Origin of the sequence: Streptomyces sp. NBC_00029 (assembly GCF_045160505.1) — a bacterium.
Taxonomy (GTDB): domain Bacteria; phylum Actinomycetota; class Actinomycetes; order Streptomycetales; family Streptomycetaceae; genus Streptomyces.
The window spans coordinates 3112952-3135164 of sequence record NZ_CP108292.1; the positions used below are offsets into that span (position 1 = coordinate 3112952).

Annotated in this window: 21 protein-coding genes and 1 riboswitch; of the genes, 12 read left to right on the forward strand and 9 right to left on the reverse strand. The window is 72.2% G+C overall.

Going from position 1 to position 22213, the window contains the following annotated elements:
* Positions 1 to 141: 141 nt before the first annotated feature.
* Together OG753_RS14845 and OG753_RS14850 are read left to right on the forward strand one after the other, a co-directional pair.
* Entirely contained in the window at positions 142 to 591 is a 450-nt protein-coding gene (locus tag OG753_RS14845) for a lactococcin 972 family bacteriocin (RefSeq protein ID WP_327262276.1), read from the forward strand.
* Between the two features lie 211 nt (positions 592 to 802).
* Positions 803 to 1336 (forward strand): DUF6518 family protein, encoded by a 534-nt coding sequence (locus tag OG753_RS14850; RefSeq protein ID WP_405788724.1) that lies wholly within the window; start codon positions 803 to 805, stop codon positions 1334 to 1336.
* A gap of 13 nt (positions 1337 to 1349) precedes the next feature.
* Here the strand turns inward: OG753_RS14850 and OG753_RS14855 are convergent, their stop codons facing one another.
* Together OG753_RS14855 and OG753_RS14860 are read right to left on the reverse strand one after the other, a co-directional pair.
* On the reverse strand, positions 1350 to 1742 hold the full coding sequence (locus tag OG753_RS14855) for a hypothetical protein (RefSeq protein ID WP_327262278.1): 393 nt from the start codon (positions 1740 to 1742) through the stop codon (positions 1350 to 1352).
* A gap of 43 nt (positions 1743 to 1785) precedes the next feature.
* Positions 1786 to 2361: a hypothetical protein gene (locus OG753_RS14860; RefSeq protein WP_405792671.1), complete on the reverse strand. Its 576-nt coding sequence runs from the start codon at positions 2359 to 2361 to the stop codon at positions 1786 to 1788.
* A gap of 191 nt (positions 2362 to 2552) precedes the next feature.
* Here OG753_RS14860 and OG753_RS14865 point away from each other — a divergent pair, with 191 nt between their 5' ends.
* The gene (locus OG753_RS14865) at positions 2553 to 2855 is read left to right on the forward strand and encodes a hypothetical protein (RefSeq protein WP_327262279.1); all 303 of its coding nucleotides are present in this window, start codon (positions 2553 to 2555) and stop codon (positions 2853 to 2855) included.
* A gap of 13 nt (positions 2856 to 2868) precedes the next feature.
* Here OG753_RS14865 and OG753_RS14870 read toward each other — a convergent pair whose 3' ends face one another.
* The 3 genes from OG753_RS14870 to OG753_RS14880 all read right to left on the reverse strand — a co-directional run bounded on the left by OG753_RS14870 (position 2869) and on the right by OG753_RS14880 (position 6069).
* Positions 2869 to 3951, reverse strand: a complete 1083-nt coding sequence (locus tag OG753_RS14870) for a prenyltransferase/squalene oxidase repeat-containing protein (RefSeq protein WP_327262280.1) — start codon at positions 3949 to 3951, stop codon at positions 2869 to 2871.
* Positions 3948 to 4682 carry a class I SAM-dependent methyltransferase gene (locus tag OG753_RS14875; RefSeq protein WP_189963912.1) on the reverse strand — a complete coding sequence of 245 codons (735 nt, stop codon included), beginning with the start codon at positions 4680 to 4682 and terminating at the stop codon, positions 3948 to 3950. The genes OG753_RS14870 and OG753_RS14875 overlap by 4 nt, the downstream gene beginning before the upstream one ends.
* Positions 4683 to 4755: 73 nt before the next feature.
* Entirely contained in the window at positions 4756 to 6069 is a 1314-nt protein-coding gene (locus tag OG753_RS14880) for a glycosyltransferase family 4 protein (RefSeq protein ID WP_405788725.1), read from the reverse strand.
* Positions 6070 to 6287: 218 nt separating this feature from the next.
* On the opposite strand from OG753_RS14880, the gene OG753_RS14885 reads away from it, so the two are divergent.
* The gene (locus tag OG753_RS14885) at positions 6288 to 6911 is read left to right on the forward strand and encodes a TetR family transcriptional regulator (protein ID WP_301371478.1); all 624 of its coding nucleotides are present in this window, start codon (positions 6288 to 6290) and stop codon (positions 6909 to 6911) included.
* Positions 6912 to 8139: 1228 nt separating this feature from the next.
* Here OG753_RS14885 and OG753_RS14890 read toward each other — a convergent pair.
* The 3 genes from OG753_RS14890 to OG753_RS14900 form a co-directional block, all read right to left on the reverse strand.
* Entirely contained in the window at positions 8140 to 9147 is a 1008-nt protein-coding gene (locus OG753_RS14890; RefSeq protein WP_327262282.1) for a hypothetical protein, read from the reverse strand.
* 226 nt (positions 9148 to 9373) lie between these two features.
* Complete coding sequence (locus OG753_RS14895) at positions 9374 to 9607, reverse strand: ferredoxin (protein ID WP_327262283.1); 234 nt, start codon at positions 9605 to 9607, stop codon at positions 9374 to 9376.
* Positions 9607 to 11070 carry an aldehyde dehydrogenase gene (locus OG753_RS14900; RefSeq protein ID WP_405788726.1) on the reverse strand — a complete coding sequence of 488 codons (1464 nt, stop codon included), beginning with the start codon at positions 11068 to 11070 and terminating at the stop codon, positions 9607 to 9609. Before OG753_RS14900 ends, OG753_RS14895 begins: the two co-directional genes overlap by 1 nt.
* 197 nt (positions 11071 to 11267) lie before the next feature.
* Here OG753_RS14900 and OG753_RS14905 point away from each other — a divergent pair, with 197 nt between their 5' ends.
* The 7 genes from OG753_RS14905 (at position 11268) to OG753_RS14935 (ending at position 19412) form a co-directional block, all read left to right on the forward strand.
* A complete protein-coding gene (locus OG753_RS14905) occupies positions 11268 to 12452 on the forward strand; it encodes an MBL fold metallo-hydrolase (RefSeq protein WP_405788728.1) in 1185 nt (394 codons plus the stop codon).
* 79 nt (positions 12453 to 12531) lie between these two features.
* Positions 12532 to 12619: riboswitch (cobalamin riboswitch) on the forward strand.
* Between the two features lie 131 nt (positions 12620 to 12750).
* On the forward strand, positions 12751 to 14004 hold the full coding sequence (locus tag OG753_RS14910; RefSeq protein ID WP_405788729.1) for a prenyltransferase/squalene oxidase repeat-containing protein: 1254 nt from the start codon (positions 12751 to 12753) through the stop codon (positions 14002 to 14004).
* Positions 14004 to 14669, forward strand: coding sequence for an SCO2322 family protein (locus tag OG753_RS14915; RefSeq protein ID WP_327262287.1), 666 nt, complete (start codon positions 14004 to 14006; stop codon positions 14667 to 14669). The genes OG753_RS14910 and OG753_RS14915 overlap by 1 nt, the downstream gene beginning before the upstream one ends.
* Positions 14666 to 15979, forward strand: a complete 1314-nt coding sequence (locus OG753_RS14920; RefSeq protein WP_405788731.1) for an energy-coupling factor transporter transmembrane component T — start codon at positions 14666 to 14668, stop codon at positions 15977 to 15979. The genes OG753_RS14915 and OG753_RS14920 overlap by 4 nt, the downstream gene beginning before the upstream one ends.
* The gene (locus OG753_RS14925) at positions 15976 to 17808 is read left to right on the forward strand and encodes an ABC transporter ATP-binding protein (protein ID WP_405788733.1); all 1833 of its coding nucleotides are present in this window, start codon (positions 15976 to 15978) and stop codon (positions 17806 to 17808) included. The genes OG753_RS14920 and OG753_RS14925 overlap by 4 nt, the downstream gene beginning before the upstream one ends.
* Positions 17805 to 18698 carry an ECF transporter S component gene (locus OG753_RS14930; protein ID WP_405788734.1) on the forward strand — a complete coding sequence of 298 codons (894 nt, stop codon included), beginning with the start codon at positions 17805 to 17807 and terminating at the stop codon, positions 18696 to 18698. The genes OG753_RS14925 and OG753_RS14930 overlap by 4 nt, the downstream gene beginning before the upstream one ends.
* 258 nt (positions 18699 to 18956) lie before the next feature.
* Complete coding sequence (locus OG753_RS14935; RefSeq protein WP_327262291.1) at positions 18957 to 19412, forward strand: transglycosylase SLT domain-containing protein; 456 nt, start codon at positions 18957 to 18959, stop codon at positions 19410 to 19412.
* Positions 19413 to 19522: 110 nt separating this feature from the next.
* Here OG753_RS14935 and OG753_RS14940 read toward each other — a convergent pair whose 3' ends face one another.
* On the reverse strand, positions 19523 to 20692 hold the full coding sequence (locus OG753_RS14940) for a steroid 3-ketoacyl-CoA thiolase (protein ID WP_030390693.1): 1170 nt from the start codon (positions 20690 to 20692) through the stop codon (positions 19523 to 19525).
* Between the two features lie 242 nt (positions 20693 to 20934).
* Between OG753_RS14940 and OG753_RS14945 the strand changes: the two genes are divergently transcribed.
* A complete protein-coding gene (locus OG753_RS14945) occupies positions 20935 to 22179 on the forward strand; it encodes a cytochrome P450 (protein ID WP_327262292.1) in 1245 nt (414 codons plus the stop codon).
* The last annotated feature ends 34 nt before the right edge of the window (positions 22180 to 22213 follow it).

A 22213-nucleotide genomic window follows, 5' to 3' on the forward strand; every position in this document is an offset into this window, starting at 1 on the left:
ACCGAAAAGACCCATTGGTCGCATCAACAAAAGATGCCCTCAAGCGGAATTACTAAAATCTCTTTGCAGCGGCGACGGTTCATTGCAGACTGTTCTCGATCTTGCTCAGCGAGACCGAAGGGGAATGCAAGAATCATGAAGATGTCCAGCAAGACTTTCGCCATTGCCGCCGCATCCGTTGCAGCCGTCGGAGCTTTCGCCACCGCGACCCCGGCCATGGCCGCGACGCCGCAGCCGTTCGTCTACACCGCCGCCGCCTCGGCGACCCCGCCGGCCGAGCTCATCGGCCCGAATGGCGAAAAGCCGACGCAGTGGGGCGTTGCCGCGGTTCCCGTGAACTCTTCCCGGGGCGCGTTCGCACCGCTGGCCAGCAAGAGCGTCGGCGGGGGCACCTGGAACTACGGCACCCGGGCCGCGGCCACGGGCACCACGTGCTACTCCAACTACATCCACCCGTCGAAGAAGCACTCAGCCACCGCCATCAAGGCAGGTCACACCAGCAAGGTCATCAAGGATGCCGACATCTGGGCCAACGCCTCGATCACGGCCGGCGCCGCCTACACCTGCTACACGTACTGGGGCGTCTACTAAGCCGACCGCTGAGGGCGCGCAGTAAGTCATCCACCCGAACCCCCTGGCCGTCGAATTCGGGCCAGGGGGCCGGGCCCGGAAACGGCGATGGTAAAATCTCTGCGCAATTCATATCGGGCCACATATCTTAAGGTTTCGATTTATGCGCTCTTATTTTACAGCGGGAATGTATGCGCTCGTCGCCGGTGTAATTCTCGGGGTTTCCGGCCCCTTGCTCCTCTCCGCCGACGGCGCAGTGGGGCATGCGGCGCATCTGGTCCTGAGCGCTGGATGGAGCTGGGCCGCCCTGGCCTTTTGCGTAGGCATAATTTCCAGTTCCAAACGGCAATCTGCGGTCCTGGGCGTCCTGTCGCTCGTCGCGGCCTCCCTCGCCTACTACCTGGTGAAGGCGGGCCAGGGGGAGTTCATGGCGGCGGACCTGACCGACACGACCGGGCAGATCACCCACTTCGACTGGGCCGGCCTGATGACGAAGGTCGTCGTGTGGTGGGTCTTCGCCGCTCTGCTGGGACCGCTCATGGGCGTGGCGGGCAACCTGGCCCGCAACGGGCCCTACCGGCTCCCCTGCAGGCTGGTCATCCCGTTCGTGGCCGTCGTGGAGACGACGATGCGGCTCAAGAACGAAGCCCCCATGCTGAACGACGCCCTCGTCGAGGCGACCTGGACCGCCACCCGCCTCGTGGCGGTGGCCGTCGCCCTCGGCCTCGTCTGCATCGAGGTGGCCGAACGACGGCGCCGCGCCTGAGGCGGCCGCGGGGTCAGGCGGGCGATTCGGCCTGCGGCACCGCTTCCAGCAGTTCCCGCACGTCCAGCGGCATCACGGCGATCTCGATGCTCCCGCCGCCCTCGTAGGCGCAGGTGACGATCCGTGAGCTCGGGTTGATGGAGATCCCCTCCTTCACGGAGGGCACCCGGACCCCGGTGGCACGCCCGCCGGGCAGCTCCACGGGCTCGCCCCGCTGCGGAACCCACCGGGCCGCGCCCCGCTCCCCGTACACCCGCCCGGGCCGCCAGCGGCCTTGACCGGCCGGGAAACGGACCATGCAGGGAATCCCGGGCACGGGCCCTGCGGCCGTCCGCTCACGATGCTTGCGCCGCAGGAGCCACCCGGCCCCTGCGGCGGCGAGGACGACCACCACGATCTCGATCACTCACCCATTGAATCAGCCGGGGTACGGCGCCGGCCGCTAGGACCTAGCCGCCCAGCTGCGACGCGCTCGGGACCTGGTCCGTCACCACCGCGCCCGCGCTCTTGCCGGCGTCCTTCACGCTGTTGATGACACTGTCGAACGCGTCGATGTCACCGTCGCCCGCCTGCCCGCTGCGGAGCTTGCTGCCCAGCCCCTTGAGGGACTCGATGCCCGCCGTGAGCGGAGCCACGGCCTTCGACAGCAGCGGGTCGCCCTTCGCGTTCTCGGACGCCGCCTTGAGCCGGTTGTACGCGAACGCCCCCGCCAGGCCGGCCTTGATCAGCGCGAAGGTGCGGCCCTTGGCGCCCTTCTTGAACTTGCCCGCACGGTACGGCTTGATGATCCACTGATACGTCGCACCGGCCGCCAGGCTCGCGTTCGCAACGAACCGCGTCTTGGCGAACTTCTGCTTCTCCACGGACGTACTGGGCGAGGGCGTCACCGCGGCGGCGGCCTGCTCGTCGGCCTCGGCGGCGACGGGCTCCGCCGCCGCGAGGGCGGCCAGCTCCCCCATCGAAGCCGCGGAGAGCTCCTCGCGCGGGCCGTTGCCGCCGCTGCCGCATGCGGTGGCGCCGACCATCAGCGCGGTGGACAGCACCACCGCCGTGACGGCGCGGCGAAGTCGAACGGTCGTGGGTACGGACACGGTTTCCTCCGGGGACTGAGGCGTCAACCGCAGCCTCGCCCCGGTCCACCGGCCCCGCCACCCGGGCCGCCCGTTCGGGTTCACGGCACGGGTTTACGACCCGTCAGCGCGGCAACACGCGCCCTATGAGCACTCACACACGAGCACGCACCCGAGGAAGCAGTCAGGCAGGCCGTGCCGTCGCACTTGTGGCGGACGTGCTCGCCTTCGTGATCGGACTCTGGATCCTGCTCTACCTGCTGGAGGCCAACCAGGGCAATTCCCTGGTCGACCTCGTCCACGACGTCGCCTCCTGGCTCGCGTCCTGGTCCTACGACCTGTTCACCTTCAGCCGCGAATGGGTCCAGGTCGTCATCGGCTACGGCATCGCCGCCGTGGCCTACCTCCTCGTCGGCCATGCCGTCGCCGGCTGGCTCTACCGCCGCTGAGCCCGCACCCCGCTCACCCGCAGCAGTCGGGCTCCAGCCCGGCCGGGAGCGAGGTCCCGCCGAACACCTCGGTGGTGGCCTCGTCCCCGCCGAGCGCCGCGACGGCCAGCAGCAGCGACCCGGCCGTCCAGGTGGTCTGCTCGACCGGCCAGACGGCCTTGTCCTGGAACACGTAGCCCGTCCAGTACATGCCGTTGTCCGCGCGCAGGTGCGTGATCGAACGCAGGATCTCCAGCGCCCGGTCCGACTCCCCCGTCGCCCACAGCGCGAGCGCCAGCTCGCAGGACTCGCCGCCCGTCACCCACGGGTTGGGCAGGACGCAGCGCACACCCAGGTCCGGGACCACGAACTCGTCCCAGCGGCCGTCGAGGCGCGCCTTGGCCTCGGAGCCGGTCAGGGCCCCGCCGAGGACCGGGTAGTACCAGTCCATCGAGTAGTGGTTCTTGTCGAGGAACCGCTCCGGGTGGCGCCGGATGGCATGCCGCAGCGCGCCCGCCGCGAGCTCCCAGTCGGGCTGCGGCTCCTCGCGGTGCTCGGCGATGGCCAGCGCGCAGCGCAGCGCCTGGTGGATGGAGGAGGAACCGGTGAGCAGGGCGTCGGTGACGGCCGTACCGTCCGCCTCCCGCTTCCAGCCGATCTCGCCGCCGGGCTGCTGGAGCGAGAGGACGCACTCCACGGCCGCGTAGACGGCCGGCCACATGCGGTCGAGGAAGGCGTCGTCGCCGGTGGACAGGTAGTGGTGCCACACGCCGACGGCTATGTAGGCGGTGAAGTTGGACTCGCGGCTCGCGTCCTGCGGCTCCGCGGTGTCCACGCCGTCCGGCCGGTCGGCGTAGGCCGCGTACCAGGAGCCGTCCCGGTTCTGGTGCCGGGCCAGCCACGCGTACGCGCGCTCGGCCGCCTCGTGCTCACCGGCCGCGTCCAGCGCCATCGCGGCCTCGGTGTGGTCCCACGGGTCCAGGTGGTGCCCGCGGAACCACGGTATGGCGCCGTCGGACCGCTGGGCGGCGAGGATGCCCGCCACCGTGAGGGCGGCCTCCTCGGCCGTCAGTACGCCGTCCAGGACCAGGTGTTCGGTGCGCCCGGGCGAGCTCACTGGGTGGCGCCGACGGGGAGGTGGGGCTTCGTCGCATACGCCACGAAGCTCTTGCCGATGAGCGGGTTCAGGGCCTGCTCCGCGAGCCGCGTCGCCATCGGCTTCTTCATGATGTCCCAGACCAGGAGCTTGTGGTACGCCTTGACCGGCAGCGCCTTGTCGTTGTCCACGCCGAAGGCGCACTTGAGCCACCAGTACGGGGAGTGCAGCCCGTGCGCGTGGTGCGTGCCGTACGGCTTGAGGCCCGCGGCCTTCATCTTGCCGAGCAGCTCGTCCGCCTTGTAGATGCGGATGTGGCCGCCCTCGACCTCGTGGTAGGCGTCGGAGAGCGCCCAGCAGATCTTCTCGGGGCCGTAGCGCGGCACGGTGATCGCGATGCGTCCGCCGGGCTTGAGCACGCGGACCATCTCGGCGAGCACGCCCTTGTCGTCGGGGATGTGCTCCATCACCTCGGAGATGATGACGACGTCGAAGGAGTCGTCGGGGAAGGGCAGGGCGAGCGCGTCGCCCTCCATGGCGGTGGCGGTGGCCCCGACCGGGGCCTCACCGGCCTCCTTCATGGCGGCGAACCACTTGGCGACCTCGCGGATCTCCTCGCCGTTGCGGTCGACGGCGACCACCTGGGCGCCTCTCCGGTAGCACTCGAAGGCGTGCCGGCCTGCGCCGCAGCCCAGGTCGAGTACGCGGTCGCCTGCGGCGAGCGGGAACCGGGAGAAATCGACGGTCAGCACGGGGTCCTGCCTTCGCGGTCGCGGGGGAATTCGGGGGTGGTGGGGAAAACAGCGGTGTGGCCGGGGCGGAAGGTCACCGCGCGCGGCGGGTGCGGGCGGCCCGCTCGACGGCGGCGCGGTAGTGCGCGACCGTGCCCTCGGCGGCCTTGGCCCAGGTGAACCGGGTCAGGACCCGTTCGCGCCCGGCGGCGCCGAGGCGGGCCCGCAGCTCCGGGTCGCCCAGCAGCCGGCTCAGGGCGGCGGCCAGCGCACCCGCGTCGCCGGGGGGCACCGCGAGGCAGGTCTCGCCGTCGGGGCCGGCGACCTCGGGGATCGCACCGCCGGTGGTGGCGACCAGCGGGGTGCCGGTGGCCATGGCTTCGGCCGCCGGGAGCGAGAAGCCTTCGTAGAGGGAGGGCACGCAGGCGATCTGGGCGCTGCGGACGAGGTCCACGAGTTCGGCGTCGGTGATGCCCTTGACGAAGCGGACCGCGTCCTGGAGTCCGTACGTCTCGATGGCGCGGGCGACCGGCCCCTCCTCGGCGCGCTTGCCGACGACGACGAGGTGGGCCTCGGGCTGCTCGGTGCGCAGTTTCGCGAGCGCCTCGACGAGGTGCACGAGGCCCTTGAGGGGCACGTCGGCGCTGGAGGTGGTGACGATGCGGCCCGGCACCTCGGCCACGGACGGGTCCGGCGACCACAGGTCGGTGTCGGCGCCGATGTGCACGACGTGGATGCGCTCGTCACGGACGCCCAGGTGCTGGGCGATCTCCTGCTTGGAGGAGCCGGAGACGGTGAGCACGGACGGCAGGCGGCGGGCCACGCGGCCCTGCATGCGGGTGAAGGCGTACCAGCGGCGCACGGAGGCCCGCTTCACACGGCCCGTCGCGGCGTCGAGGTCGAGCTTGCGGTCGACGGTGATCGGGTGGTGGATCGTGGTGACCAGCGGGGCGCCGAGGTCGGCGAGGAGGCCGTACCCGAGCGTCTGGTTGTCGTGGATGACGTCGAAGTCACCGGCGCGCGCGGCCAGGTGGCGGCGGGCGCGCAGCGAGAAGGTCAGCGGCTCGGGGAAGCCGCCGGTCCACATGGTGGCGACCTCGACGGCGTCGATCCAGTCCCGGTACTCGTCGCGCTTCGGCGTCCGGAAGGGGTCCGGGCTGCGGTACAGGTCCAGGCTCGGGAGTTCGGTGAGCGAGGCGCCCGTGTCGAGGACCGGGTAGGGCTGTGCACCGAGGACCTCGACGGAGTGCCCCAGCTGTACGAGCTCGCGCGCGAGGTGGCGGACGTAGACGCCCTGGCCCCCGCAGAACGGGTTCCCCTTATAGGTGAGGAGTGCGATGCGCAGCGGGCGGTCGCCGTCGGCGGCGGAACCCGCGAAAGGGCTCGTCACCATGGCCTCTGCGGTCACTCTCGGCCCCCTTCTCACTGCAACTTTCGCCGGAGCGTAACCGCTCGGATAATGTAGAACAAGTTTCAGACTTGATCCGTCGAAGACCATTGAATCTACCGGCCGGAAACCACACCGTAAGAGGCGGAGCAGGTGATTCACGCCACGGCTCCGGCGCCTACGATGCCGGCTGCGGATCAGCCCTGATTCAGCCCGCGCAACGACACGGAACGGGACACATGACAGCGGAAGTGAAGGCCGTCACCACACCGGCGTCGCCTCCCCTGACGGAGCGCCAGGAGGCACGCCGCCGGCGGATCCTGCACGCCAGCGCCCAGTTGGCCAGCCGGGGCGGATTCGACGCCGTGCAGATGCGCGAGGTCGCGGAGGCGGCGGGCGTGGCACTGGGCACGCTCTACCGCTACTTCCCGTCCAAGGTGCACCTGCTGGTCGCCACCATGCAGGACCAGCTCCAGCACATGCACACCACGCTGCGCAAACGCCCGCCGGCCGGGGACGACCCGGCGGCCCGGGTCGCGGAGACCCTGATGCGGGCCTTCCGCGCCCTGCAGCGGGAGCCGCAGCTGGCCGACGCGATGGTGCGGGCACTGACGTTCGCGGACCGGAGCGTGAGCCCCGAGGTGGACACGGTGTCCCGGCTGACCACGGCGATCATCCTGGACGCGATGGGCCTGGAGCAGCCGCCGACGGCGGAGCAGCTCTCGGCGGTCCGGGTCATCGAGCACACCTGGCACTCGGCGCTGATCACGTGGCTCTCCGGCCGCGCCTCGATCGCCCAGGTCAAGATCGACATCGAGACGGTCTGCCGCCTGATCGACCTGACGTCCCCGGAAAAGGCCTGAAGCCGCCGCTGCGGGGGGCGGGGCGGGGCGGGGCGGGGGCTTCGGGGGCGGGAGCCACGCGGGCGGTGGTCAGTGACGCGTATGGGGGTTTCCCGTCAGTCCCATCGTCTCTCCGCGTCGGGCCGGCCCCTCAAGGGCGCTCCTTCGTCGCGTCGCTACGCGATGTCGCTGCGCTCCACCCTTGACCGACCGTCCCGCCCCGGACATACGAAGACTGCCGGGAAACCCCCAAAGGAACGGGCCGGGCGTTCCTTTTAGGGACGGGGTGGCCGGAGAAGCCTTGCCCGGTCGGGCGTGAAAGGGCACCTTCCCGAGACGGGCCCATCCCGCACACCGGCCGGGTCGGTGGGCGCATCAAATCGCTACGCGCTCCGCACGTCTCAGCGTCCGACGACCATCCGGGGCCGGACATAGGCCGCCCACGGCCTCGATTCGTCCGTCGCCATGCGTCCGACGGCCGTCCGGGGCCGGACATAAGCCGCCCACGGCCTCGGTTCACCTCGCGAGGTGCGTCCGACGGCCGTCCGGGGCCGTTGAGAGGGATTGACGGCTGATTCCCCTGCCATTCCGTCGTGGATCCGGGTCAGAGCACAAGTGACACCACAAACCCAGCCTCAAAGCTGGGCAATTGGGGCAAACGGTCGGCGATCCGAGCGGTCCGCTCTCGCTGACCCGACTCCACGACGGAATAGCCGCTGTCGGCCGTCTTTCCACCCCGGACAGCCCTCAGACGCCCTCCATGAGGAGCACTGGGGCCTCTTGCGCGGCTTATGACCGGCTCCAGACGGTCGCCGGACGCATCTCGCGAGACGGACCGGGTCCGTGGGCGGCCTATGTCCGGCCCAAGACGGTCGTCGGACGCTGAGAGATGAGGAGCGCGTAGCGATGGGACGCGCTTCCCCCGACCCGGGCCCTGGTCCGGATGGGCCCCGCCTCGGGAAGGTGCCCCACCCCGACCGGGCCGGGCATCTGCGACCGCCCCGTCCCTCGGACCTCGGACCGGCTCGTTCTTTTGGGGGCTTCCCGGCAGTCTTTCGTTTCTCCGGGGCGGGACGGTCGGTCAAGGGTGGCCGCAGGCCATCGCGAAGCGACGCGACGACGAAGGAGGAGCGCCCTTGAGGGACCGTCCCGCCCCGGAGGGACGATGGGACTGACGGGAAACCCCCATACGCGTCACTGACCACCGCCCGCGTGGCTCCCGCCCCCGAAGCCACCGCCCACCGCCCCCTCACCGCCGCGTGAGCAGGGCTCCCCATACGGCCCGCGAACGGTGCAGGCGGTAGGAGAGCTTCCCCCACGGGCGGTACCTCCACGGGATGGCGTTCGTGTATCCGTCGACCTCGCGGAACTGTGCGAGGGCCGCACGGTGGCGGCCCTGCTTGACGAGGAAATAGGCGAGCAGGTGCCGCGCCTCGGGCAGGTACGCGTGCCCCTCCGCAGCAGCGACGTCCTCCAGGGCCGCGTCCACCATCGCGATCGCGTCCGGCATCCCGTAACGCCCCGCGCTGTCGCCCTCCTCCTCGTGCTCGAACCACACGAGGAGGGGCAGCAGGGTCATCAGGTGCCCGCGCGGCGCCTGCTGAACCGCCCGTGCCGCGAACTCCTCCGCCTCGGCCCGTGAACCGCGCCACTTGCGGCAGTAGTACTGCACCGCGGCATGGTGCGCGGCGAAGTGGTGCGGCGACCTGGCCTGGACCTCGGCCCACAAATCGGCCATGGCGTCCTTGGGATAGCCAAGCCCGAGGGCCACCCAGACGGTATCGGCCAGTGGCGTCGGATCGTCCGGACAGACCTTCGCCGCGTGCGCCAGCGCCCCGCGCGCCGAGTGGAGCTCGCGGTGGAAGGCGTCGAACTGCCCCTGCGACGTCGCAACCGCCCGCTGCGCTCCGCGCAGCTTCCAGGCCTGCTTGACGCGCGCACACGCGGCGACCATGACCGCATCGGGATGGTCCGGGTCGGCCGCCTGCCACGCCTTCAGCCAGGCATCACCGTCGTGGACGGCCGAGTAGGCCAGGCTCCCCGCACAGCGCGTTCGGCGGTCCCAGTCCGTACCGGCCGCCGCGAGCAGTTCGGCCGCGGGCTGCCACGCTCCGGAGCGGACGGCCTTGAGCGTGCGCCGGAGTTGGGGATCGGGGCCGGCCATACGTCCGTTCAGGAGCCGCAGGGGCATCAGGGTGGTGAGGAGAAAGCACACCGCCACGACCGCCACCACAGTGAGGAAGATCGGGACGGACACGGAGGGATCGACCACTGGGGTGACGTCCGGCGGGCGAAGGGCCACTGGGGTTCCTGTCGTTGGACTCGTCCGCTCGTCCGTCCATCCGTTCGAGACGTGAGCGCAGCGGAGTATGCAACACCGACAGCGGAACCTCCAAGGGGCGGCCGGGCCCTCGACCGAGGGCCCCGACCGCCCCGACCGAGTGGCCCCGACCGAGCAGCCCCCGGAGCCGCCCCTCCCCTCTCTACTCCTCCGGCGGGAACACCGGTTCGCCCGTCGCCGCCAGGGTGATCAGGATGGCCTCCACCGGACAGCCCTCCGCCGCGGTGAGGGTCGGTTCGTTCGCGTCCGACTGGGGTGCGCGCGGGTGGGACTGGCGCGCCGAGTCCAGGACGAAGCCGTCCGGGGCGTGGTTCACGCACATGCCCGAGCCGATGCAGACCCCTCTGTCCACCTCGACCTGCCAGCGGTCACCCATCAGGCACCCGCCTCGTAGCCTGCCGGGAGGTGGATCATCTTGTGCTCCAGGTACTCGCTCAGGCCCTCCGGGCCGAACTCCCGTCCCACGCCGCTGTTCTTGTAGCCGCCGAACGGCCCCAGCATGTCCAGGCTGAAGGTGTTCACGTTGAAGGTGCCCGTGCGGATCCTCCGGGCGAAGTCGATGCCGTGCTCGACGTCGGCGGTCCAGACGCTGCCGCTGAGGCCGAAGTCCGAGTCGTCGGCCACCCGTACCGCCTCGGCCTCGTCCTCGTACGGGATCAGGCAGACGACCGGGCCGAAGATCTCCTCGCGCGCGATCCGCATGGAGTTGTCGACGTCTCCGAAGAGGGTGGGCTCCACGTACCAGCCCTGCTCCAGGCCCGCCGGGCGGCCGCCGCCCGCCAGGATCTTCGCGCCCTCCTCCTGGCCGATCCGGATGTAGTCCAGGGAGCGCTGCTGCTGGCGCTGCGCGACGAGCGGGCCGAGCTGTGTCGCCGGGTCGAGCGGGTCGCCGACGACCAGCGCGCCGGCCGCGGCCGCGAGGGCCTCGGCCACCTCCTCGTACCGGCTGCGGGGCGCGAGGATACGGGTCTGGGCCACGCACGCCTGGCCGTTGTTCATCCAGGCCGCGGGCACGATCCCGGCGACCGCGGTCGCCAGGTCGGCGTCCGGGAGGATCACTGCGGCGGACTTCCCGCCGAGTTCGAGGGTGACGCGGGTGAGGTTGCGCGCGGCGACCTCCATCACGCGCTTGCCGGCCGCGACCGAGCCGGTGAAGGCGACCTTGTCGATACCGGGGTGGCCGACCAGGTACTCGCTGACCTCGCGGTCGGCGGGCAGGATCGACAGCACGCCCTCGGGGAGGCCGGCCTCCCGCACGATGTCGGCGAGGATGTAGGAGTCCAGCGGCGCCTCGGGCGACGGCTTGAGGATCACCGTCGACCCGGTCAGGAGCGCCGGGGCGAGTTTGGCCGCGGCCACGAACTGCGGGACGTTCCACGGGATGACGGCGGCGACCACGCCCACCGGCTCCCGGCGCACCAGGATCGGGCCGAGGACGCCCTGGCGGTGCTCCTCGTAGGGGTAGGCGCGGGCGACCGTGATCGCGGCGTCGTAGACCATCATCGGGCCGAGGGCCTGGGCGAGGACGCTCCAGGAGTACGGGGACCCGTTCTGGGAGCTGATGGAGCGGGCTATCTCCTCGTGCCGGACGGCGATGGCGTCCTTGATCCGGGAGACGACGGCGATCCGCTCGTCCAGGGTCATCCGCGGCCAGGGGCCCTCGTCGAACGCCTTGCGCGCGACCGCGACGGCACGGTCCACGTCCGCCTTCGAGGCGTGCGGGACGGATCCGATGACCTGCTCGGTGTGGGGGGAGACGATCCGGATCGTGTCGGTGCCCAGCGGATCCGTCCACTCCCCGCCGATGAACAGTTGTCCGTGTTCCACGAGCTCGGTCATGGCTGAGGCCTCCTGCGGCTTGGCGTTCCAGAACTGATACCAGTTCTAGTTAGAGGAGTCCACGGCCAGGACCGAACCACCGGCGCCGCTGCGGAGAAGATCGAACGACTAGTCAGAGAGCCGGGAAAGTGGTCGACTTGGGCTACTACTGAAACACGTTCTCATCCGAGGGCGGCAACAGGGGAGGGCGAGGGCGCATGACGGAGGACGGCACGTCACAGGCCGCGCAGGACGCACCACAGGACACGCAGGACAGGCGGGCTCCACGGGCCCCGCAGGACGTGCCAGCCCCGCAGGCCCCACAGGCAGCGCCGGTCCCGGCAGCCACGCCGGCCCCGCAGGACGCACCACACGTCACCGACCACGGCGGAGGCGTGTGGGCCATCAAGGTCCCCATCCCCGACAACCCCCTCGGACACACCCTCGTCCACGTCCTCGACACCGACCGCGGCCCGGTCCTCGTCGACACCGGCTGGGACGACCCCGCCTCCTGGAACACCCTCGTCGCCGGCCTCGGCGCCCTCGGCATCGCCGTCGCCGACGTCCACGGCGTCGTCATCACCCACCACCACCCCGACCACCACGGCCTCTCCGGCCAGGTCCGCGAGGCCTCCGGCGCATGGATCGCCATGCACGCCGCCGACACCGAGGTCGTCGTACGGACCCGCTCCTCCGAGCCCGGCGTCTGGTTCGACTACATGAGCGCCAAGCTCGCCGCCGCCGGAGCCCCCGAGGAGCACATCGCCCCGCTGCGCGCCGCCCGCGCGAGCGGCCGCATGCGGACCCTGCCCGGCCTGCGCGCCGCCGTCCCCGACCGGGAGATCGTCCCCGCCGAGCTGCTGCCCCTGGCCGGGCGCCGGCTGCGCGCGATCTGGACCCCGGGCCACACCCCCGGCCACGTCTGCCTGCACCTGGAGGAACAGCACCCGGCGAACCTCCCCGGCAACGGCCGCCTCTTCTCCGGGGACCACCTGCTGCCCGGGATCTCCCCGCACATCGGCCTGTACGAGGCCCCGGAGGACACCCGCGTCACCGACCCGCTCGGCGACTACCTCGACTCCCTCGAACGCATCGGCCGCCTGGGCCCCGCCGAGGTGCTCCCGGCCCACCAGCACGCCTTCACCGACGCTCCCGCCCGCGTACGGGAGCTCCTGGACCACCACGAGCAACGGCTCACCGGCCTCCGGGAGCTGCTGGCCGAACCGCTGACCCCGTGGGGGCTGGCCGAGCGGATGGAGTGGAACAGGCCCTGGGAGCAGATCCCGTACGGCTCCCGCAACATCGCCGTCTCGGAGGCGGAGGCCCATCTGCGACGGCTGGTCAAGCAGGGCCGCGCGGAGGCGGTGCCGGGCACGGACCCGGTCACCTACCGGGCCGTGTAAGGGGCACCCGGTCCCTGCACCCCGGAGCCCGCCGGTTACGGGCCGGTAGAGTGAACCTGTCGTCCACACCTCTGTACGGGGGGAAGCCGGTGCGATTCCGGCGCTGACCCGCAACCGTGACCCACACCCGGCACCGCTCCGCGCCCGGGCGGGGAGCCGGAATGCCCCGTACCGGAGGTGCGCGGCTCGTGTCGCCGGGAACCCCCGGCGGCCGGCACCGTCGAGGTAAGCGGAGCCGGAGCCCGGTGCCTGTGCGTGCCTGCTGCCGGTTCCCCCGTACGAGAGGCACTCGCCCCCCATGAACGTCCGTCGCAGCGCAGCCGCGCTCGCAGCCTCCGCCGTGCTCTGCGTGGGCGTCGCCCCCGCAGCCCTCGCCGACACCGCGCCGCCCGCCTCGCCCTCCGCGCCCCCGGTGATCCCCTCCGGTCTCTTCGGCAAGAGCGACCCCACCTACGACGGTGTGTGGCGGCAGTCCTTCGCGCTGCTCGCCCAGCACACCGTCGGGCTGAAGCCCTCCCGGGAGGCCCAGGTCTGGCTGGCCGGCCAGCAGTGCGACAACGGCGGATTCGCCTCGTTCCGCCCGAACGCCGCCATGGCGTGCGACGCGAACACGATGTACGACACGAACGCCACCGCCGCGGCCGTGCAGGCGATGAAGGCCCTCGGCGGCCAGGACGCCTCGGTGAAGAGCAGCGTGGACTGGCTGAAGTCCGTCCAGAACGAGGACGGCGGCTGGAGCTACGTGCCCGGCTCCCCCAGCGACGCCAACTCCACCGCCGTGGTCATCAGCGCGCTGTCCGCGGCGGGCCAGAAGCCGGCCGAGGTCAAGTCGAAGGCGGGCAAGTCGGCCTATGAGGGCCTGCTCTCCTTCCAGCTGGGCTGCACCGCCGAGCCGGCCGCCGACCGCGGCTCCTTCGCGTACCAGCCGGCCGACGGCAAGCTCCTCGCCAACGCCGATGCCACGGCCGCCGCGGCCCTGGCCGGCCTCGGCAAGGGCGCGGCCGTCGTACCGTCGGCCGAGAACACCCCCGCGGCCCCGCTGGTCTGCCCGGCGGCGAACGCCGCCGACCCGGCGGCCGCCGCCCAGGGCGCGGCCGGCTACCTGGCCGAGGCCCTCAAGAAGGACGGCCACCTCGTGGCCGTCACCCCGGGCGCGGACCAGCCCACCCCGGACACCGGCAACACCGCCGACGCGGTGATCGCCCTGGCCGCCGCCGGGCACAAGGAGTCGGCGGCGGGCGCGCTGGAGTGGCTGAAGGCCAACTCCGCCGAGTGGGCGAAGGGCAGCCCGGCGGCCCTGGGCACGCTCGTGCTCGCCGCGCACGCGACCGGCACCGACCCGAAGTCCTTCGGCGGCACCGACCTCGTCGCCGCACTGAACGCGACCGGCCCGGCCCCGCAGGGCGCCGACACCGAAGCGACCAAGGTGAACGGTGAGAAGGACAAGCCCTCCAGCGGCCAGAACGTCTGGTGGATCGTCGGTGCGGGTGCCGCGGCCGGTATCGGCATCGGCATCCTGCTGAGCGGCCGCCGGAAGAAGAACCAGTCCTGATGCGCCGCCGCCTGCCCGCCGTGGCCCTCGCCCTCGGGATCGCACTGGCCCTGCTGGCCGCCACTCCGGCGCTGGCGGCCGGCTACCGCTACTGGTCGTTCTGGGACGGCGCGGCGGGCGGCACATGGGTGTACGCCACCCAGGGCCCCTCGCTGGCCCGCCCGGCGGACGGCGCCGTCCAGGGCTTCCGCTTCTCGGTGAGCAAGGACGCGGCGGCGCAGGCGGCCCAGCCGCGCGCCGCGGCCGACTTCGAGGCCGTCTGCGGGGCGACCGCCCCGGCGGAGGGCAGGAAGCGGGTGGCGCTCGTCATCGACTTCGGCGTTCCCGAGGACGCCCCGGCGGGCGACACCCCGCCCGGGGCCGCGCCGCGCACCGCCTGCGCGCAGGTGGCCCCGGACGCCACGGCGGCCGAGGCGCTGGCCTCGGTCGCCAAGCCGCTGCGCTACAACAGCGCGGCACTGCTGTGCGCGATCTCCGGCTACCCGAAGCAGGGCTGCGGCGACCAGGTCGCGGACGGCCCGACGCCGTCGGCCTCCCCGGCCGCCCCGGCCGAAGCCGGCGACGGTGAGGGCGGGGGCCCGTCCGCGGGCCTGCTCGCGGGCATCGCCGCGGTGGCGGCCCTGGCCGCGGCCGGCGTCTGGCAGTCCCGCCGCCGCAGCCGATGACCGGCCACACCGCCGCGGTGCCCCCCGGCGACAGCGCCGGACCGTCCACCGGCACCGGCACCGGCACCGGTACCGGCACCCGCGGCGCCCGGCCTCAGGCCCACCGCACCCCCACCGGAGCAACACCCACCGGAGCGACACCCGGCGGCGTGACCCCGGCCCGCCGGAGCGAGGCCGCGGCGCCGGAACGCCCGCACCGGTCGACGTACGAACGCTGGAGGCCCCCGCAGGCCGGCCGGGCCACCGCCCTGCACGCAGGGGCCTGGTGGCTGTGGGCCCTCGGCCTTGCCACCGCAGCCTCCCGCACCACCAACCCGCTGCTCCTCGGGCTGATCATCGGCGTCGCCGGTTACGTGGTCGCGTCCCGCCGCACGGACGCGCCCTGGGCCCGTTCCTACGGCGCGTTCCTCAAGCTCGGGCTCTTCGTCATCGGCCTGCGCCTCATCTTCTCCATGCTCCTCGGCTCCGCCATCCCCGGCTCGCACACCCTCTTCACCCTCCCCGAGGTCCCGCTCCCCGCCTGGGCCCAGGGCATCCGCTTCGGCGGCCGGGTCACCGCCGAGCAGCTCGTCTTCGCCTTCTACGACGGCCTGAAACTGGCCACGCTCCTGGTGTGCGTCGGCGCCGCGAACGCCCTCGCCAATCCGGCGCGGCTCCTGAAGTCCCTCCCGGCCGCCCTGTACGAGGCCGGCGTCGCCGTCGTCGTCGCCATGACCTTCGCGCCGAACATGGTCGCCGACGTCGTCCGCCTGCGGACCGCCCGCCGGCTGCGCGGCCGCCCCACCGGCGGCGTGAAGGCCATCCTCCAGATCGGCCTGCCGGTCCTGGAGGGCGCACTGGAACGCTCCGTCGCCCTCGCCGCGTCGATGGACGCGCGCGGCTACGGCCGCACGGCCCGGGTCCCGCCCGCCGTCCGGCACACCACCAACGCCCTCACCCTCGGCGGCCTGCTCGGCATGTGCGCGGGCACGTACGGCCTGCTCGCCGCGCAGGGCGCCGCGTACGGGCTCCCCGTGCTCGGCATCGGCGCCGCCCTCGCCGTCGCGGGGCTGCGCCTCGGCGGCCGCCGGTCGGTGCGCACCCGCTACCGGCCCGACCGCTGGGGCGTACGCGCCTGGCTGGTCGCCGGATCGGGCGCGGCCGTCGCCGCCCTGCTGATCCACGCCGGCACCGTCGACCCCGCCGCCCTGCACCCGGGCGTGGTCCCGCTGGCGGCCCCCACACTTCCGCTGTGGCCGGCGGCCGCGATCCTGATCGGCCTGCTGCCCGCCTTCGTGGCACCCGTACCGCCCAAGGAGGCGTCGCAGTGATCCGCTTCGAGCAGGTGTCGGTCACCTACGAGGACGCGGCCGGCCCCTCCCTGCAGGGCGTCGACCTGGAGATCCCGGAGGGCGAGCTGACGCTCCTGGTCGGCCCGTCGGGCGTCGGAAAGTCCACCCTGCTGGGGACGGTCTCCGGGCTGGTCCCGCACTTCACGGGCGGCACCCTGCGGGGCCGGGTCACGGTCGCCGGCCGGGACACGCGCACCCACCTGCCGCGCGAGCTCGCGGACGTGGTCGGCACGGTCGGCCAGGACCCGCTCGCGCACTTCGTGACGGACGTGGTCGAGGACGAACTCGCCTACGGCATGGAGTCCCTGGGCCTGCCACCTGCGGTGATGCGCCGCCGGGTGGAGGAGACCCTGGACCTGCTGGGCCTGAACGAGCTGCGCGACCGGCCGATCGCGACACTGTCCGGCGGCCAGCAGCAGCGGGTCGCGATCGGCTCGGTCCTCACCCCTCACCCGAAGGTGCTGGTGCTGGACGAACCGACCTCCGCCCTGGACCCGGCGGCGGCGGAGGAGGTCCTCGCGGTCCTCCAGCGCCTGGTCCACGACCTGGGCACCACGGTGCTGATGGCGGAGCACCGGCTGGAGCGGGTGGTCCAGTACGCCGACCAGGTCCTGCTCCTGCCCGCCCCGGGCGCGGCTCCGCTGATCGGCACCCCTGCGGAGGTCATGGCCGTCTCCCCGGTCCACCCGCCGGTGGTCTCCCTGGGCCGCCTCGCGGGCTGGTCCCCCCTCCCCCTCTCGGTCCGCGACGCCCGCCGCCGGGCCGCTCCCCTCCGCTCCCGCCTGACATCCGTTCCGAATCCAGCCCCGCCCGCGCTCGAGGCGGATTCAGCCCCGCCGGCGCTCGAGGCGAATCCAGCCCCGCCGGCGTTTGAGGCGGATTCAGCCCCGCCGGCGTTTGAGGCGCGGGGGTCCGGGGGCGGAGCCCCCGCCACCGGAGCCCCCGGGTTCCTCTCGCGCCTGCTCCGCCGCGGCAGGCCGACCCCCGCCCCCGCCAACGCCAACGGCACCGCCACCGGCACGGCCCCCGCCGGAGTCCGCAACCTCTCCGTCCGCCGCGGCCGCGTCCAGGCCCTGCACGGCGTCACCCTCACCGTGTCCCCCGGCGAGACCGTCGCCCTCATGGGCCGCAACGGCGCCGGCAAGTCCACCCTCCTCTCGACCCTCGTCGGTACGGTCCCGCCCACCACCGGCGAGGTGACCGTCGGCGGCCGCGCCCCCCACCGCACGGCCCCGCCCGAGATGGTGCGCCGCGTCGGCCTCGTCCCGCAGGAGCCCCGCGACCTGCTCTACGCCGACACGGTCGCCGCCGAGTGCGCCGCCGCCGACTCCGACGCCGCCGCGCCCCCCGGCACCTGCCGCGACCTCGTCTCCGCGCTGCTCCCCGACGTCCCCGACGACACCCACCCGCGCGATCTCTCCGAGGGCCAGCGCCTGGCCCTCGCCCTCGCGCTGGTCCTCACGGGCCGCCCCGCCCTGCTGCTGCTCGACGAGCCCACCCGCGGCCTGGACTACGCCGCCAAGGTCCGCCTGATCGAGATCCTTCGCGGCCTCGCCGCCGACGGGCACGCCATCGTCCTGGCCACCCACGACGTGGAGCTCGCCGCCGAGCTGGCCCACCGCGTGGTGATCCTGGCCGGCGGGGAGGTCGTCGCGGACGGCCCGACCGCCGAGGTCGTCGTCTCCTCCCCCGCCTTCGCGCCGCAGGTGGCGAAGGTCCTGGCCCCGGGCCACTGGCTCACGGTGGCCCAGGTCGCCGAGGCGCTCGACGCGGCGGAGGCGCTCGACGCCGCGGAGGCGGCCCGATGAGCCGCCCCGTCCGCATCGGCCCCCGCGCCGCCGTGGCCCTGGTCCTCGTCACCCTCATCGGCATCGCGGCCTTCGGCTGGCCGCTGCTCGCCGACCGCCAGTCGGGCCTCGCCCACTCCCAGGACGCCCCCTGGCTCTTCGCCGCGCTCCTTCCGCTCCTGGTGGCGGTGGTCGTCGCGACCGTCGCCGACAACGGCATGGACGCCAAGGCGGTGGCGATGCTCGGCGTGCTCGCCGCCGTCGGGGCGGCGCTGAGACCGCTGGGCGCCGGCACGGCCGGGCTGGAGCCGATGTTCTTCCTGATGGTGCTCAGCGCACGCGTGCTCGGCCCCGGCTTCGGCTTCGTCCTGGGCTCGGTGACGATGTTCGCCTCCGCCCTGCTGACGGGCGGGGTCGGGCCGTGGATGCCGTTCCAGATGCTGGCGATGGGCTGGTTCGCGCTGGGGGCCGGGCTGCTGCCGGGCGCGATGGGGGTCCCCCCTGCTCGAGCGAAGCCGAGAGCTTGGGGGAAGATCAGGGGCCGGGCGGAGCTGCTGATGCTGGCGGCGTACGGCTTCGCGGGCGCGTTCGCGTACGGCACGATCATGAACCTGCAGGGCTGGGTGATCCTGCAGGGGATGGACCAGGGCGTCTCCTTCCATGCGGGGGAGCCGGTGGCCGCGAACCTGGTGCGGTTCCTCGCGTACTGCCTGGCGACCTCGGTGGGCTGGGACCTGGGCCGGGCCGTGCTGACGGTCGTACTGACCCTCACGCTCGGGGCGACCCTGCTGAAGGCCCTGCGCCGGGCGACCCGCAAAGCCGCCTTCGACGCGCCCGTCGCCTTCGATCCGGGGACCGGAACCGGCAGCGCCCCCGTCCTCGAGAGGGGTACGAAGGGCGACGGAGGGTGACATTCGGGGCCTCCGCCGGTGACCCGCCCCATAGGAGCCACGTCACATACGACGGCGGCTAGTAGACCCCCGGCCCGCTCCGCTGCGGGGGTTCGGCGCGCACGGCCGGCCCCTTGCTGCGAGGAGCGCTAGTAGGAGCGACCTTTGCCAGGCCGTCGGGGCGTCTGTAGAACTGGATGAGTCGCAAGGCGGCAGGGGTACTTCAGGTACTTCACCCGCCGCCGACGAACCCCTCTCCTTTGCGTGAGTGGCTCACGCATGTCTTCGGCATGCGTGCGACCGCCCTTGTCCCCGTCGGAAGGTCCATCCGTGTCCAACGCCATCATCCGCCGCATCGCCACCTCCAAGAAGGCCCTCGCGGGCACCGTCGTCGCCCTCGGTGTCGCCGGTTCCATGCTTGCCACGGTTCCCGCCCAGGCGGCCCCGATGAGTGCCAAGGCGATCGCGCAGCAGATGATCAAGGACCCGGCCCAGTTCGCCGCCTTCGACAAGATCATCTCGCACGAGAGCGGCTGGAACCACACCGCGACCAACGCCTCCTCCGGCGCGTACGGCCTGGCCCAGGCCCTGCCGGCCTCGAAGATGGCCTCGGCCGGCGCGGACTGGAAGACCAACCCCGCCACCCAGATCAAGTGGGGCCTGGACTACATGAACGACCGCTACGGCAGCCCGGTCGGCGCCTGGAACTTCTGGTCCGCCAACCACTGGTACTGAGCCACCAGCGGGCAGCAGCACAGCAGACATACGAGGGCCCCGGTGGCCGGCCTCCCCAGGTCCGGCCACCGGGGCCTTCTGCATCCCATCCCACGGGACTCAGGGGCGCCTCACAGGCGCTGGATGATCGTGCCGGTCGCCAGCGCGCCTCCCGCGCACATGGTGATCAGCGCGAACTCCTTGTCGCGGCGCTCCAGCTCGTGCAGCGCCGTGGTGATCAGCCGGGCGCCGGTGGCGCCGACGGGGTGGCCGAGCGCGATGCCCCCGCCGTTGACGTTGACCTTCTCCAGGTCCTGGTCGAAGACCTGCGCCCAGGACAGGACCACGGAGGCGAAGGCCTCGTTGATCTCGACGAGGTCGATGTCCCGCAGCGACATCCCGGCCTTGCCGAGCACGGCCCGGGTCGCGTCGATCGGCCCGTCGAGGTGGTAGTGGGGGTCGGCGCCGACGAGGGTCTGGGCGACGATCCGGGCGCGCGGCTTGAGCTTGAGTGCGCGGGCCATCTTGCGCGAGGCCCACATCACGGCCGCGGCGCCGTCGGATATCTGCGAGGAGTTCCCGGCGGTGTGCACGGCCGTGGGCATGACCGGCTTGAGCCGGGCCAGCGCCTCCATGCTGGTGTCGCGCAGGCCCTCGTCCCGGTCGACCAGGCGCCACATGCCCTGGCCGGCGGCCTGCTCCTCCTCGGTCGTCGGCACCTGCACGGCGAAGGTCTCGCGCTTGAACCGCTCCTCGGCCCACGCGGCGGCGGCCCGCTCCTGGGAGAGCAGCCCCAGCCGGTCCACGTCCTCGCGGGACAGGCCCCGGTGGCGCGCGATCCGCTCGGCGGCCTCGAACTGGTTGGGGAGGTCGACGTTCCACTCGTCCGGGAAGGGCTTCCCCGGGCCGTGCTTGGATCCGGAGCCGAGCGGCACACGGCTCATGGCCTCGACGCCGCAGGCGATGCCGATGTCCATGACCCCGCCGGAGATCATGTTGGCGACCATGTGGTTGGCCTGCTGCGAGCTGCCGCACTGACAGTCCACCGTCGTCGCGGCGGTCTCGTACGGGAGCCCCATGGCGAGCCAGGCGTTGCGGGCGGGGTTCATCGACTGCTCGCCTGCGTGCGTCACGGTGCCGCCCACGATCTGCTCCACGCAGTCGGGCTGGATTCCGGTACGGGCCAGCAGTTCGCGGTAGGTCTCACCGAGCAGGTAGGCGGGATGGAGGTTGGCGAGAGCGCCCCCGCGCTTACCGATGGGGGTGCGTACGGCTTCGACAATGACGGGTTCCGCGGCCATGAGCTCGTCCTCTCCTGCACTGCGTCAGCACGGCGGGCCGTCCCGGCGCCCCGCCCGAACTAGTACGCGTTCTAGTTCTCCCCCGCAGTCTTATGACCTGAGGCCCCGGCACGCAAGGGTCTTGCACGCGCCCTGCACGGATTCCACACGCAACAGTTGGCGCCGCGACCCTTGTCACTTCTAGAACTCGTTACTACCTTCAAGCCAACTTCTGATGGTCCGTCAGACTTTGGAGTTGCCCGATGTCCTGCCCCGCACTGCCCGAAGGCTTCGACGCCACCGACCCAGACCTGCTCCAAAGCCGCGTCCCCTTCCCGGAGTTCGCGCAGCTGCGGCAGACCGCACCCGTGTGGTGGTGCCCGCAGCGGCGGGGCGTCACCGGCTTCGACGACGAGGGCTACTGGGCCGTGACCCGGCACGCGGACGTCAAGTACGTCTCCACGCACCCGGAACTGTTCTCCTCGACGACCAACACCGCCATCATCCGCTTCAACGAGCACATCCAGCGTGATGCGATAGATGCCCAGCGTCTGATCATGCTGAACATGGATCCGCCGGAACACACGCGCGTACGCCAGATCGTGCAGCGCGGCTTCACCCCGCGGGCCATCCGCGGCCTGGAGGAGGCCCTGCGCGACCGCGCCCGGAAGATCGTCGAGGAGGCCTCGGCCTCGGCGGCCGACGGCAGCTTCGACTTCGTGACGCAGGTGGCGTGCGAACTCCCGCTGCAGGCCATCGCCGAACTGATCGGCGTGCCACAGAAGGACCGAACCAAGATCTTCGACTGGTCGAACAAGATGATCGCCTACGACGACCCGGAGTACGCGATCACCGAGGAGGTCGGCTCCAACGCGGCGATGGAGCTCATCGGTTACGCGATGAACCTCTCCGCCCAGCGCAAGGAGTGTCCGGCCAAGGACATCGTCACCCAGCTGGTGGCGGCCGAGGGCCAGGGCAACCTGGGCTCCGACGAGTTCGGCTTCTTCGTGCTGCTGCTGGCGGTCGCGGGCAACGAGACCACGCGCAACGCCATCAGCCACGGCATGCACGCCTTCCTCACCCACCCCGAGCAGTGGGAGCTCTACAAGGCGACGCGGCCGTCGACGGCCGCCGAGGAGATCGTGCGCTGGGCCACCCCGGTGGTGTCCTTCCAGCGCACCGCCACCCAGGACACCGAGTTGGGCGGCCAGAAGATCAAGGCGGGCGACCGGGTGGGGATGTTCTACTCCTCCGCCAACCACGACCCCGAGGTCTTCACCGACCCGGACGTCTTCGACATCACCCGCGACCCCAACCCCCACCTGGGATTCGGCGGCGGCGGCCCGCACTTCTGCCTCGGCAAGTCCCTGGCCGTGATGGAGATCGACCTGATCTTCAACGCCCTGGCCGACGCGCTCCCGGACCTCCACCTGACCTCCGAACCCCCACGCCGGCTCCGCGCGGCCTGGCTCAACGGCATCAAGGAACTCCGCGTCACCCACCCCTGACCCATCGACCCACGCCCAGCCCCACGGACGCACT

What these genes read in the sequence shown, in the direction of transcription:
- OG753_RS14845 (WP_327262276.1), top strand. Translation starts at nt 142, where the DNA reads ATGTCCAGCAAGACTTTCGCCATTGCCGCCGCATCCGTTGCAGCCGTC.
- OG753_RS14860 (WP_405792671.1), bottom strand. Translation starts at nt 2,361, where the DNA reads ATGGTCGGCGCCACCGCATGCGGCAGCGGCGGCAACGGCCCGCGCGAG.
- OG753_RS14865 (WP_327262279.1), top strand. Translation starts at nt 2,553, where the DNA reads ATGAGCACTCACACACGAGCACGCACCCGAGGAAGCAGTCAGGCAGGC.
- OG753_RS14885 (WP_301371478.1), top strand. Translation starts at nt 6,288, where the DNA reads ATGACAGCGGAAGTGAAGGCCGTCACCACACCGGCGTCGCCTCCCCTG.
- OG753_RS14895 (WP_327262283.1), bottom strand. Translation starts at nt 9,607, where the DNA reads ATGGGTGACCGCTGGCAGGTCGAGGTGGACAGAGGGGTCTGCATCGGC.
- OG753_RS14900 (WP_405788726.1), bottom strand. Translation starts at nt 11,070, where the DNA reads ATGACCGAGCTCGTGGAACACGGACAACTGTTCATCGGCGGGGAGTGG.
- OG753_RS14905 (WP_405788728.1), top strand. Translation starts at nt 11,268, where the DNA reads ATGACGGAGGACGGCACGTCACAGGCCGCGCAGGACGCACCACAGGAC.
- OG753_RS14910 (WP_405788729.1), top strand. Translation starts at nt 12,751, where the DNA reads ATGAACGTCCGTCGCAGCGCAGCCGCGCTCGCAGCCTCCGCCGTGCTC.
- OG753_RS14915 (WP_327262287.1), top strand. Translation starts at nt 14,004, where the DNA reads ATGCGCCGCCGCCTGCCCGCCGTGGCCCTCGCCCTCGGGATCGCACTG.
- OG753_RS14920 (WP_405788731.1), top strand. Translation starts at nt 14,666, where the DNA reads ATGACCGGCCACACCGCCGCGGTGCCCCCCGGCGACAGCGCCGGACCG.
- OG753_RS14930 (WP_405788734.1), top strand. Translation starts at nt 17,805, where the DNA reads ATGAGCCGCCCCGTCCGCATCGGCCCCCGCGCCGCCGTGGCCCTGGTC.
- OG753_RS14935 (WP_327262291.1), top strand. Translation starts at nt 18,957, where the DNA reads ATGTCTTCGGCATGCGTGCGACCGCCCTTGTCCCCGTCGGAAGGTCCA.
- OG753_RS14940 (WP_030390693.1), bottom strand. Translation starts at nt 20,692, where the DNA reads ATGGCCGCGGAACCCGTCATTGTCGAAGCCGTACGCACCCCCATCGGT.
- OG753_RS14945 (WP_327262292.1), top strand. Translation starts at nt 20,935, where the DNA reads ATGTCCTGCCCCGCACTGCCCGAAGGCTTCGACGCCACCGACCCAGAC.